11 protein-coding genes and 1 pseudogene are annotated in these 11,824 nt (G+C 45.5%); 7 read left to right on the top strand and 5 right to left on the bottom strand.

All coding sequences use genetic code 11. The features are described 5' to 3' along the window. Positions 1-92 precede the first annotated feature (92 nt). The gene (locus tag QVA83_RS17210; RefSeq protein ID WP_014977241.1) at positions 93-1,205 is read right to left on the bottom strand and encodes a PilT/PilU family type 4a pilus ATPase; all 1,113 of its coding nucleotides are present in this window, start codon (positions 1,203-1,205) and stop codon (positions 93-95) included. A gap of 8 nt (positions 1,206-1,213) precedes the next feature. Further along, the gene (locus tag QVA83_RS17215) at positions 1,214-2,257 is read right to left on the bottom strand and encodes a type IV pilus twitching motility protein PilT (protein ID WP_156078754.1); all 1,044 of its coding nucleotides are present in this window, start codon (positions 2,255-2,257) and stop codon (positions 1,214-1,216) included. A 27-nt stretch (positions 2,258-2,284) separates the two neighbouring features. Between QVA83_RS17215 and QVA83_RS17220 the strand changes: the two genes are divergently transcribed. The 5 genes from QVA83_RS17220 (at position 2,285) to QVA83_RS17240 (ending at position 7,400) form a co-directional block, all read left to right on the top strand. Beyond that, on the top strand, positions 2,285-2,971 hold the full coding sequence (locus tag QVA83_RS17220) for a YggS family pyridoxal phosphate-dependent enzyme (RefSeq protein WP_039227916.1): 687 nt from the start codon (positions 2,285-2,287) through the stop codon (positions 2,969-2,971). 70 nt (positions 2,972-3,041) lie between these two features. Then, positions 3,042-3,863 carry a pyrroline-5-carboxylate reductase gene (proC, locus tag QVA83_RS17225; protein ID WP_014950466.1) on the top strand — a complete coding sequence of 274 codons (822 nt, stop codon included), beginning with the start codon at positions 3,042-3,044 and terminating at the stop codon, positions 3,861-3,863. A 20-nt stretch (positions 3,864-3,883) separates the two neighbouring features. Then, the gene (locus QVA83_RS17230) at positions 3,884-4,420 is read left to right on the top strand and encodes a YggT family protein (protein ID WP_014950467.1); all 537 of its coding nucleotides are present in this window, start codon (positions 3,884-3,886) and stop codon (positions 4,418-4,420) included. A gap of 96 nt (positions 4,421-4,516) precedes the next feature. Then, positions 4,517-4,990 (top strand): DUF4426 domain-containing protein, encoded by a 474-nt coding sequence (locus QVA83_RS17235; protein WP_156078755.1) that lies wholly within the window; start codon positions 4,517-4,519, stop codon positions 4,988-4,990. A 331-nt stretch (positions 4,991-5,321) separates the two neighbouring features. Further along, entirely contained in the window at positions 5,322-7,400 is a 2,079-nt protein-coding gene (locus QVA83_RS17240) for an oxidoreductase (protein ID WP_287498741.1), read from the top strand. Here the strand turns inward: QVA83_RS17240 and QVA83_RS17245 are convergent. The 3 genes from QVA83_RS17245 to QVA83_RS17255 form a co-directional block, all read right to left on the bottom strand. Then, the gene (locus tag QVA83_RS17245) at positions 7,397-7,732 is read right to left on the bottom strand and encodes a VOC family protein (RefSeq protein WP_156078757.1); all 336 of its coding nucleotides are present in this window, start codon (positions 7,730-7,732) and stop codon (positions 7,397-7,399) included. The two genes, QVA83_RS17240 and QVA83_RS17245, sit on opposite strands and share 4 nt — an antisense overlap. 209 nt (positions 7,733-7,941) lie before the next feature. After that, a complete protein-coding gene (locus QVA83_RS17250; RefSeq protein ID WP_131138298.1) occupies positions 7,942-9,786 on the bottom strand; it encodes a DUF885 domain-containing protein in 1,845 nt (614 codons plus the stop codon). A 235-nt stretch (positions 9,787-10,021) separates the two neighbouring features. Next, positions 10,022-10,663 carry a glutathione S-transferase family protein gene (locus tag QVA83_RS17255; RefSeq protein ID WP_061486424.1) on the bottom strand — a complete coding sequence of 214 codons (642 nt, stop codon included), beginning with the start codon at positions 10,661-10,663 and terminating at the stop codon, positions 10,022-10,024. A gap of 419 nt (positions 10,664-11,082) precedes the next feature. On the opposite strand from QVA83_RS17255, the gene sodC reads away from it, so the two are divergent. Together sodC and QVA83_RS17265 are read left to right on the top strand one after the other, a co-directional pair. Then, a complete protein-coding gene (sodC, locus tag QVA83_RS17260; protein ID WP_039226322.1) occupies positions 11,083-11,628 on the top strand; it encodes a superoxide dismutase family protein in 546 nt (181 codons plus the stop codon). Positions 11,629-11,746: 118 nt separating this feature from the next. Further along, positions 11,747-11,824: pseudogene (locus QVA83_RS17265) on the top strand (valyl-tRNA synthetase); the annotation flags it as partial.

The raw sequence follows: 11,824 nt of genomic DNA on the forward strand, positions 1-11,824 counted from the left end.
TGCGAGAAAAACGTGTCTCTCTACTGCTTTATTTCAGTAAGCGTTTCAAATGTAGCTCCCCCTAAAGGGATTTCAGCATAAAGCGAAAGCAATTAGTCATCCATATCAATAGATACATTTGACAGTGTACCTAAGCTAGAACCGTCGCTGGTATCAAGCTTGATCATCAAGCGCAAATCGTTGGGCGAGTCGGCGTGGTGCAGCGCTTGGTCCATATCAATCTTACCCGCTTTGTACAAATCATACAGGGCCATATCAAAGCTCTGCATGCCCTGCTCTTTGCCTTTTTTCATTGCTTCTTTTAACGCGCCTATTTCATTGCGCTGTATTAGGTCGCGCACTAGCGGCGAATTAAGCAATATTTCTATTGCCGCAACCCTACCCTTGCCGTCTGGCGTAGGTACTAGTTGCTGCGCAACAATGGCGCGGATGTTTAAGCTTAAGTCAAAGCGCAACTTATCGTGCTGATCTTTCGGCGCTAAATGCATAATACGTTCAATAGCTTGGTTCGCGTTGTTAGCGTGCAGCGTAGCCACACACAAATGCCCTGTATCAGCAAACGACATAGCATATTCCATGGTTTCCATTGAACGAATTTCACCAATAAGAATGACATCAGGCGCCTGACGTAGCGAACTTTTAAGCGCGTCGTCGAAAGACTGAGTATCTATGCCCACCTCGCGCTGGGTAATAACGCAGTTCTTATGCTCGTGCACAAATTCAATGGGGTCTTCAATAGTCAGTATATGCCCATGCGAATTTTCATTTCTATGCCCAATAAGCGCAGCCAATGACGTTGATTTACCCGTGCCTGTTCCACCTACAAATAGAACAAGACCGCGTTTAGCCATAATAATTTCTTTTAATACTCGCGGCAGACCCAAATCATCAGCTTTCGGAATTTGAGTAACGATGCGGCGAATCACCATGCCCGCTTGGTCACGCTGCCAAAATGCAGAGCAGCGGAAACGACCAATGCCCTCTCGTACTATGGCGAAATTACATTCTTTGGTCGTGTGAAACTCATTCTGCTGTTTTTCAGTCATCGCTTCGTGAACTAGCGCCAGCGATGCCTCTTCTGAGGTCGCGCTTTCCGTCACTGGCGTAAGTTTGCCGTTAATTTTGGCACTTACCGGAAACCCCGCCGTTACGAATAAATCCGATGCGTTGGTATCGACCATTTTTTGTAGTAGTGAATCTAACATATTGGCCTCTAGAAACTGTTCATCGACTGTTTATCAAATGACTTTGCTGCGGCGTCTTGTTTGGTGATAACCCCCATCGCCACTAAGCGCTGAAGACACTGATCCATAGTTTGCATACCGTGAGCCTGACCCGTTTGAATAACCGAGTACATTTGCGGCACTTTATCTTCTCGAATAAGGTTTCGAATAGCGGGGATCCCCACCATGATTTCATGAGCCGCAACTCGGCCCCCGCCTACTTTCTTAAGCAGTGTCTGTGAAATAACCGCACGCAATGATTCCGACAACATAGAACGCACCATGGCTTTTTCTTCTGCCGGGAAAACATCGATAATACGGTCAATGGTTTTTGGTGCAGAGTTGGTGTGAAGAGTGCCGAATACTAAATGGCCGGTTTCGGCAGCTGAAATGGCAAGGCGTATGGTTTCTAAGTCACGTAGCTCACCGACTAGAATTACGTCTGGGTCTTCACGAAGCGCCGAGCGCAGTGCGTTATTAAACGAGTGCGTATCGCGGTGTACTTCCCGCTGGTTTACCAAGCTAAGCTTGTTGTCGTGCACGAATTCGATAGGGTCTTCAATGGTAAGAATATGTTCACGCTTGTGGGTGTTGATATGGTCGACCATGGCCGCAAGCGTGGTACTTTTACCCGAGCCGGTGGCACCTGTCACAAGTACAATGCCGGTAGGCTGATTTATAATTTCCTTGAAAATTTCAGGCGCGCCAAGGTCGTCTAAGGTTAATACTTTACTGGGGATAGTACGTAATACTGCCGCGGCGCCTCGGTTTTGCACAAACGCGTTAACACGAAAGCGCGACAAGCCATTAACTTCGAAAGAAAAATCGGTTTCCAGGTTTTCTTCGTATTCTTTGCGCTGCATGTCATTCATAATCTCATAAACGAGACCATGTACTTGCTTGTGATCGAGGGCTGGCACGTTCAGTTTACGCATTTCGCCATCTACACGAATTATTGGTGGTAGGCCCGCTGATAAGTGTAAATCTGAGGCGTTATTCTTAACACTGAAAGCCAAAAGTTCGGTAATATCCACAACCACTTCTCCAAAACAAGGTGAATAATGCAAACAATAGCAGAAAGACTAGATTCCGCACGAAAAGGAATAGACCAAGCCGCTACCAGTGCACATCGTCCACCAAATTCCGTTAAATTGCTAGCGGTTAGCAAAACAAAACCCGTATCAGATATCATGGAAGCGTATGAAGCCGGACAACGTATGTTCGGCGAAAATTACGTGCAGGAAGGTGTTGAAAAGGTTCAGGAACTTTCTCACTTAAGTGATATAGAGTGGCACATGATTGGTCCAATCCAATCGAATAAAACCAAAGTAGTCGCCGAACACTTTGATTGGGTTCAGTCTGTAGATAGAGAAAAAATTGCTCGTCGCTTAAACGAACAGCGACCTGACTCTATGCCGCCGTTAAACGTGTGCATTCAGGTTAATATTGATGATGAAGAGAGTAAGTCTGGGGTAGCCCTAAGTGAATTAGATGCGCTAGTGGAGTTTATTAACTCTCAAAAGCACCTGACCTTGCGTGGACTAATGGCCATTCCCAAAGCTGATCCTAGTGAAGAACAACAGCGCGCCACACTGTCTAAGCTAAAAGAATTATTCGACCACTACCATACATCATTGAGCAATTTTGATACCCTATCCGTAGGAATGAGTAGTGATATGACAGAAGCGATTCAACACGGGTCGACTATGGTGCGCATCGGTACCGCTATTTTCGGTAAGCGAAACTAGCGCGCTAACCCAACGGATAGCGCTTCGCCTCGCTACACAGACTTAAACGCAACCAACAAATAGGATTTACATGCAACAGAAAAAATTAGCATTTATTGGCGCGGGTAACATGAGCCGCAGCATCATCAGTGGTCTTATCAAATCTGGGTACGCGAAAGAAAACATCCTTGCGGCAAACCCTTCCACACCAAAGTTAGACGGCCTGAAGGCCGAGTTTGGTATTCACACCACACAATCTAATGATGAAGCCTGCCAATTCGCTGATGCCATAGTCCTTGCGGTAAAACCACAAATAATGGGCGATATGTGCGGCGAGCTTCAGAAAAACAATGACCTTTCGGGCAAGTTGTTTATGAGCATTGCAGCTGGGCTGCCGGTAGCCAGATTGCAAGAAATGCTAGGTGGTGAATACCCTGTTGTTCGTATTATGCCAAACACCCCGAGCTTGTTAGGCAAGGGCATGTCTGGGATGTATGCCGACGACACGGTTTCTGAGTCAGACAGGCAATACGTTGACGATGTAATGAACAGCGTTGGCGAAACCGTTTGGGTAGATAAAGAAGAGGGTATTAACGGTGTTATCGCCGCAGCGGGCAGCAGCCCAGCTTATTTCTTCTTGTTCTTACAAAATATGCAGGAAGAAGCCATGAACATGGGCTTTGACAAAGCGCAATCTCGCTTAATGGTTCAACAAGCCATGTTAGGCGCAGCCGAAATGGTTTGTAACAACCCAGACCTTGAATTAAGCGAGCTTCGTGCCCAAGTTACGTCTAAGGGCGGCACTACCGCAGAAGCCGTTAACACTTTCATTAATGAAGGTTTAAAAGATATTGTCAGCAAGTCGATGCGCGCCGCCGTAGCACGTGCTGAAGAAATGGCAAAACAGCTATAACGTTTTAGGAAAAACACAACATGAACGCAACGGTATTTTTGGTTGATACCTTATTTAGCCTTTATTTGATGGTGGTTATTCTGCGCCTTTGGTTACAAATGGTTCAGGCAGATTTTTATAACCCACTCAGTCAATTTGTAGTAAAAGCAACCCACCCTATCGTGGGGCCGTTGCGCCGTATTATTCCGTCAATCGGCAGGTTCGACACCGCTACCTTTGTGTTAGCGGTAGCGGTATGCGCGCTTAAGCTAATAACCCTAGGGTTAATGTTTGGCGGTAGTCTAAACCCAGTCGGCATTGCGATTTTATCAGTGATTGGCGTGATAAAAGAAACCCTGTCGTTAATGTTCTGGGTGTTGCTACTACGCGCTATTTTGAGCTGGGTGTCACAAGGTCAGTCTCCGGTTGACTATGTTCTGTATCAACTAACCGAGCCGTTTTTAGCGCCAATACGCAAAGTCATTCCACCATTGGGCGGGTTGGACTTATCAGTGCTTATTGCCATCATCGCATTACAGTTTTTACAGCTTCTGATCCAAGACACTTTCCCTATGTAACTAATGTCAGTTCAAGACACTGTTAGGGAAAGCATTGGTCTTGCAGTTTGGTTCATAGAGCAAAACAAGCTGTAATGGGTAAGAATTGAAAATAAGATGAAGGCAGAGGTAGTTTCTATCATGGGTAGAATAAATCAAATCAAAAAAGCTTACGTAGCACTTCTTGTGATGGCTATGTCATGCTTAAGCTTTTCCGCATTTGCCGAGCAGAAGCAAACGCTTGGTGAATGGGATGTTCACTATATGGTGGTGAGTACGCCATTTCTCACACCTGAAGTGGCGGCTAGCTACGGCATTGTGAGAAGTAAGTTTAATGCGCTGGTTAACATTTCGGTGTTAGACAAAGTCTCCGGTGAAGCGCAACGGGCAGATGTCACAGGTACGGCTAAGAATCTGTTGGGCAACTCGCGTAAGCTGACTTTCAAAAAGGTGGAAGAAGGTGATGCTATCTATTACCTTGCCGTGCTGCCATTTCGCGATCAGGAAACCTTTAGGTTTGAGATTGACGTTCAAAAAGGTAGCAGCAAACAAACGCTGAAGTTTCAGCAAAAAATGTACGTTGACGAGTAATTTATAAGGCGAGCACTGCTTTAATAATGCCAACATCATAAGTAAGCGCTCACCTGTAACGCACTCATGCTTGTGATGAAAAGCACTGATTAACGAAGCGAGATATCCGTTAGCCCGGTATCTCGCTTTTTTATTATGTTAAAAATAGGGTAACTGCACTTTACCAATTGAATGTGGTGGTAAATAATCAAAGCAACTGGTCGGGCAAGTTAGTGTGGTCGGATTATGTGTAACCATTAGCACTTAAGTCATGAAAGACAGATGAGCACTGCGCCGCAGCAAAGAGCGACATGCACTAACTGCCTTCATAGCAAATAAAAAGAGAACAATTATGAATACGCCCTCGTCTCAGACAGCTACACCACAGTCTGCCCACAATTCAGAACAACTCTCACCTTACTTCCCTAACTTATTATCTCCGTTGGATTTGGGATTTACTCAACTTCGCAACCGTACCCTAATGGGTTCAATGCATTTAGGTTTGGAAGAAGAGAAAGGCGGATTTGACAAACTTGCTGCGTTTTACGCTGAGCGAGCAAAAGGTGGTGTGGGGCTAATCGTAACAGGTGGTATTAGCCCTAATATTTTAGGTTGGGTAGCGCCCTTTGCTGGCAGAATGACCCGCTCTCGCCACGCGAAAAAGCACCGTGTTATTACCGACGCTGTGCATAAGGAAGACGGCAAAATTTGCATGCAAATATTGCATTCAGGCCGTTACGGTTATCACCCACTTGCTGTTTCGGCTTCACCTATGAAGTCGCCTATTACCCCTTTTAAGCCTCGCGAATTGTCCTCACGTGGCGTAAGAAGCACAATAAAAGACTACGTAAAATGTGCAGCCCTTGCCCAGCAAGCAGGCTATGACGGCGTGGAAATTATGGGTTCTGAAGGCTACCTCATAAATCAGTTTTTCTGTGAGCGCACCAATCATAGAAATGATGAATGGGGTGGCAGCCTAGAAAATCGGGCTCGTCTGGCAATAGAAATAGTAAAAGGTGTACGCGAGAAAGTGGGCACTAACTTCATTATTATTTATCGCCTGTCTATGCTGGACTTAGTCGAAGGCGGCGCTAAGTGGGACGAGGTTGTATATTTAGCCAAAGAAATCGAAAAAGCAGGCGCTACGCTAATTAATACCGGCATTGGATGGCACGAAGCGCGGGTACCTACTATTTCCACATCCGTACCTCGCGCGGCGTTTACCTGGATAACCGAACGCATGAAAAAAGAGGTGTCTATCCCTCTTATTACCACTAACCGTATCAATACGCCTGAAGTTGCAGAATCGGTACTCGCACAAGGCCATGCTGATATGGTATCGATGGCGCGACCTTTCTTGGCTGACGCTCACTTTGTAGCGAAGGCTATGCGCAATGAGTCTAAGCTAATCAACACGTGTATTGCCTGTAACCAGGCTTGCCTAGACCATGCATTCGAACAAAAGCGTGCAAGTTGCTTGGTAAACCCACAAGCGTGCTACGAGACCGAACTTACCTTTCCCCCTACTCACAATAAGAAAAAACTAGCGGTAGTAGGTGCAGGGCCTGCGGGTTTGGCGTTTTCCATGTATGCCGCAGAGCGCGGTCACGAGGTACATCTATTTGATAAAGCCAGTGAAATTGGCGGTCAATTTAATTACGCCAAGCAAGTGCCGGGTAAAGAAGAGTTTTACGAAACCCTACGCTACTTTGACAATCAGCTAGCTCGCCTGGGCGTTACGGTTCACCTTAACACCGAGATTAACGCTGAAAGACTTGCCCATGAGAAGTTTGATGAAGTGGTGCTAGCCACCGGTATTAATCCTCGTACGCTTACAATTGAAGGGCACGACCACCCTAAAGTGATGAGTTATTTAGACGTATTGCGCGACCACAAGCCAGTAGGCAAGAAAGTGGCTATTGTTGGCGCTGGCGGCATTGGTTTTGATGTAGCGGAATTCCTGGTAGAACACGAAAATCTAGCCAAAGATAAAGAAAAGTGGCTAGCGCACTGGGGTATAGATAAAGATTATTCTGCTCCTGGCGCACTAAAAGAAAAAGCCATAGAGCCTTCTGAGCGGGAAGTGTATCTGCTACAACGTAAAACGTCTAAAGTAGGTAAAGGGCTGGGCAAAACTACGGGCTGGATCCATAGGCAATCGTTGAAACACCACAATGTTCAAATGATGAATGGCGTGAGCTACGAGAAAGTGGACGATGAAGGTCTACACGTGCTGATTAACGACACGCCTAAAATACTGCCGGTCGATAACGTCATTGTATGTGCTGGTCAGGAGCCGTTTAAGCCTCTGCAACAACCTCTAGAAGAGGCAGGATTTACCGTGCACATTATCGGCGGTGCTGACGTAGCGGCTGAACTTGATGCTAAACGCGCTATCCGTCAAGGCGCTGAACTGGCAGCGCGAATTTAAAACTGATCGAACATGATAGCGTTGCCGTCCGGGTCTTTAACAATTAGATGCCCGGGGCCGCTATCGCCTTTCACAGGCACGTCTAAAGCGATGCCTTGTTCAACTAGATTTGCCTGAAGTGCCCTAACATCACTTGGGTTGAAGGTCATAATGTTATCTTCAAACATCCCTTCGAATAACCCAATCATGGTGGTGCCATTTTTCATCATTAACCATTTATCTTCCACCGAGCCGCATGAAGGCATGGCTTCAAAGCCCAAGGCCTCATAAAACGTCTTCGACTTGTTGATGTCTTTAACCGTTAAACTTAACGAAAATAGCCCTAACTCCACTTTATTCTCCCTTAAATTTCGTAACCATTGTTCACTTATACCAATTAATACTCTAGTGAAGCTTTTGAACAATATCACTGCCATTAGTCGCAAAAAGAAAAAAGCCAGTAATACAGAATATTACTGGCTTTACGTCAAATATCGGCTTTTTACTGTTCTTAACCTAACGCTGATTGCGCTGTAAAAAGTTTAAATAAAAATATTATTCCTTAACTTTTTTGACTAGCGATCCAGCGATCAATTTTCTGTTCAAGAATAGCAAGTGGAATGCCGCCCGTGTTTAACACTTGTGCGTGGAACTCACGGATATCGAAATCATCACCTAATGCCTTCTCCGCGCGCGCGCGCAATTCTTGAATTTTAAGCGCGCCCACTTTGTAAGATAGCGCTTGCGACGGGATCGCAATATAACGCTCTACCTCGGCAACAACTTCTGTGCGGGTCATGCCTGAGTTATCAAGCATAAAGTCGATGGCTTGTTCGCGGGTCCAACCTTTCGCGTGAATACCTGTGTCTACCACCAAACGCATGGCGCGCAACTGCTCATCTTGAAGCGTTCCATAACGATTCCATGGATCGTCAAAGAACCCCATTTCATACCCTAGCGTTTCAGAATACAGCGCCCAACCTTCACCGAAGGCTGGTAGGAAGCTAAAGCGCATGAATGAAGGTAGCGCTTCATTTTCTTGCGCTAGACTCACTTGGAAATGGTGACCTGGAGCGCCTTCGTGTAGATACAAGGTAACGTTGCCGGTGGTTAAGCGGCTAGGCAAATCGTAGGCATTAAAGTAGAAAGTACCTGGACGAGAGCCGTCTGGCGTGCCCGGCTGATATGATCCACCCGCACTGAATTGCTCGATAGCAGGGTCGTAGGGTTTGATTTCTAGCTCAGACTTCGGCAACAGTGAAAAATACTGATCAATTTTCTCATCAACTTCACGGCCAATATCGTAATAGCTCTGTGTTAGCGCTTCACGGCTTTCAGGCTTGAACTTAGGATCGGTACGTACATAGTCGAAGAATTCGTTTAATGTCCCTTCAAACTTCACTTCGTCCTTAATTTCAAGCATGTCATTTTTGATACGCTTAACTTCTTTTAAACCAAGGTTATGCAGTTCATCAGGCGTCATTGGTAGTGTCGTTGAACCTTCCACCATCAATTGATAAAGCTTTGCACCACCTTTCATATCGCTAAGGCCAATGCTTTCACGTGCAATAGGCAAATACTCATCGCGAAGGAAGTCGCGCATACGCGTGGTTGCATCGTAAATCTCTTGCGTCGCTTTCTCGTAGTCAGCGGTTAAACGGGCTTTTTCTTCGTCAGAGAAACTTTCTGGGAACATAGTAATTGGCCCCCAAAACTGTGACTCTTTAATTGGGATAGCCAGCTGAGTATCGAACTGCTTGATCACGCGATCGATTGTCAGCTTAGTTTCAAGAACACCGCTTTCCATGCCCTCGCGGAACTTTCCGATAGCGCGGTCAGAAATAGCAATGTAATCCTTATGGCGAGATAAGTTATTTTCGTAATCTTCTACTGTTTTAAATGGCGCTGCGCCCTTTCCGCTCGCGAAGGTCGGGTAGAAGGTGTGGAACCCACTGAAGTGATTAACAGGACGCACTTCCGTTAGCGCTTCAATCTCGTCGGTAGACATTTTTAGCGAGCGCTCTTCGTTGTATTTAAATACGTCGTAGGCGAGTTTATCGGTGTCGCTTAACTTACTGCGGTCAATTTGTTTAAGCTCTGACAAATTCAGCAATGTCGCTGTCTTTCCCGCTAAAGCGTGAGAGTCTGTTAAGAAGTCGCCCATTCTGTCTGCGTAACGCATGTCGCCGCGAAAAATGGCCATGATTGGGTTTAGCTCAATATCACGCTGGTCAGCGGCTGCAAATAACGCAAAAAGTTTTTCGTGCTCAGACGCTTCTTTTGACACTGAAGTACTTTTTGATGAACTCTGCACATTTGCGTTGCCGTGTTCATGTGCCACTGCTGAGCTAAGGCCCAGTGCCATGGTTACTGCACTACTTACAAGTAGTGTTTTGAATGCTTTCATTTTTTGTTCCCTTGTTATTTCTTCGCTGTTTTTGCGTATATTTCGCAAAAAAAAGCGCTGTCGTTATGTGTTTTCTTGATTCTATATACCGCGTGACAAGCGCATTTAAACCTAATAATGCGTACCTGACGCCAGATATCAGGCATACCGGCTGTACAATGCAATTCAACGTTTACTTAATTAGCCACATCTTCACACGGTATCTATTCATTTAAGGTTTTTCAGGATGCACTGTTTATTCAGGCAAATGATCCATCTCTTTTCGCCACGCCCTTTCATACGCCTCACGGCCTAACACGCGTTGCGCGTACGCGGCTACATTGTCTGTTTTACCGTCTAGCGTGATATCTAGCTTGCTGCCTTTTGCCCACGCCAAAATATGACCTGCTATTATGTCAGCCATGGTAAACATGGTGCCGCATACAAATTCTTTATCGCCCAGCATAGAAGAAAATACAGGCAACACGCGCTTGAACTCCCACACCGCTACATCACGCATTTGTTCAAGTCTTTGCTCTTTGGGCAATGCAAAGGTGTGCTTTGCCAAATTCCAAATCGGTTGCTCTAACTCATTGGTAAGAAACAACATCATTTCTTCATATTTGGCTCGCTCGAAGCTACCAGGCTCAGGAATGAATTCATGCATGCCGTGACGTTCAGCTAAAAAAGTGACGATAGCCGCCGATTCCGTCAAGGTACCTTCCGGCGTCGAAAGCGCTGGGATTTTAGAGGCAGGACTGATGGCTTTATATTCTTCTGACAGGTGTTGCCCTTGTTTTAAGTCAACTAAGCTGTACTCAAAAGGTAAACCTAGCTCTTCCAGTGCCCATGCCACGCGAACCGAGCGAGTTTTCGGATATCCGTAAAGTGTATACATACCTATGCCCTTGCTTATGTAATGTGAGCTAACTGTAAGTCGAATAGGAAAAAAGTGCTACTGCCATATTGTTACTGAGTTTTAACACTGTAACTTCTGTATGACAGTACCGCCTACTTATGGAGAGGCTCCATATCCAAAGACTATATAAAGAGGCTACCTTCAAAAAGAGTGAAAATAATAAGGAAAAGCCAAAAAGATAAGGTAATGGTCGGTAACTTTTTCACGTAACCAATATAATGATTTCCGTAAATGCCAGTAGCTATGCGCTAACACACAACTCGGTTGTCGCTTCAACGCCCTAGTATTCCTAGTCTTGCGTAGTATCCCTGAGTTATGCGCCACAATGGTTCACTTTATGCTCATCTCACTTCAATGCTTTTAACAAATTCGTTAATAATTGAGTGAAGGAGAACACGATGAAGAAACGTTTATTATCTACCTTAGCAGGTTCACTGACATTAATGTTAAGTGCGAGCAGTTTCGCAGGTCATCATGATAGTGATGGAAAAGAAGTGATAATGAATAACCTGGAAACAGGGATGAGCATGGGCTCAGTAGTGGTGAGCAGTTATGATGATGACGGTGTAGTATTTACGCCAAATCTGTCAGGGTTAACCCCGGGCATTCATGGTTTTCATGTTCATCAAAATGGTGATTGTTCACCAGCAATGACAGATGGAAAAAAAGTGTTGGGCGGCGCAGCGGGCGGCCATTTCGATCCAGAAGATACCGGTAAACACCGTGCTCCTTGGTCTGAAAAGGGTCACGAGGGCGATCTACCCGTGCTTTATGTTGATGAAAATGGAAACGCAACCCAGCCTATCTTTGCACCAGAGCTTGAGTTAGATGATATTGAAGGCCGCGCCTTAATGATTCACGCAGGTGGCGACAATTACTCTGATTCACCTAAAAAGTTAGGTGGCGGTGGTGACCGCGTAGCATGTGGCGTAATTGGGAAATAAACTAACGCCACCTCATGTCATGCAATCAACATCTTATACAAAAAAGCGGCTTTTAAAGCCGCTTTTTTATACTTCACTGTCCCGTCCTAAAATACGTTGACATAAAGAGGACTTCTTTATGACAACTTCAAGTAATCAAAGACCTAAGCGCACACAGCGTGATTACACATTAGCTTTTAAATTGGGTGTAGTTGAG

Origin of the sequence: Alteromonas sp. AO-Serp (assembly GCF_017849675.1) — a bacterium.
GTDB lineage: Bacteria > Pseudomonadota > Gammaproteobacteria > Enterobacterales > Alteromonadaceae > Alteromonas > Alteromonas macleodii.

What these genes read in the sequence shown, in the direction of transcription:
- QVA83_RS17210 (WP_014977241.1), bottom strand. Translation starts at nt 1,205, where the DNA reads ATGTTAGATTCACTACTACAAAAAATGGTCGATACCAACGCATCGGAT.
- QVA83_RS17220 (WP_039227916.1), top strand. Translation starts at nt 2,285, where the DNA reads ATGCAAACAATAGCAGAAAGACTAGATTCCGCACGAAAAGGAATAGAC.
- proC (WP_014950466.1), top strand. Translation starts at nt 3,042, where the DNA reads ATGCAACAGAAAAAATTAGCATTTATTGGCGCGGGTAACATGAGCCGC.
- QVA83_RS17230 (WP_014950467.1), top strand. Translation starts at nt 3,884, where the DNA reads ATGAACGCAACGGTATTTTTGGTTGATACCTTATTTAGCCTTTATTTG.
- QVA83_RS17235 (WP_156078755.1), top strand. Translation starts at nt 4,517, where the DNA reads ATGAAGGCAGAGGTAGTTTCTATCATGGGTAGAATAAATCAAATCAAA.
- QVA83_RS17240 (WP_287498741.1), top strand. Translation starts at nt 5,322, where the DNA reads ATGAATACGCCCTCGTCTCAGACAGCTACACCACAGTCTGCCCACAAT.
- QVA83_RS17250 (WP_131138298.1), bottom strand. Translation starts at nt 9,786, where the DNA reads ATGAAAGCATTCAAAACACTACTTGTAAGTAGTGCAGTAACCATGGCA.
- QVA83_RS17255 (WP_061486424.1), bottom strand. Translation starts at nt 10,663, where the DNA reads ATGTATACACTTTACGGATATCCGAAAACTCGCTCGGTTCGCGTGGCA.
- sodC (WP_039226322.1), top strand. Translation starts at nt 11,083, where the DNA reads ATGAAGAAACGTTTATTATCTACCTTAGCAGGTTCACTGACATTAATG.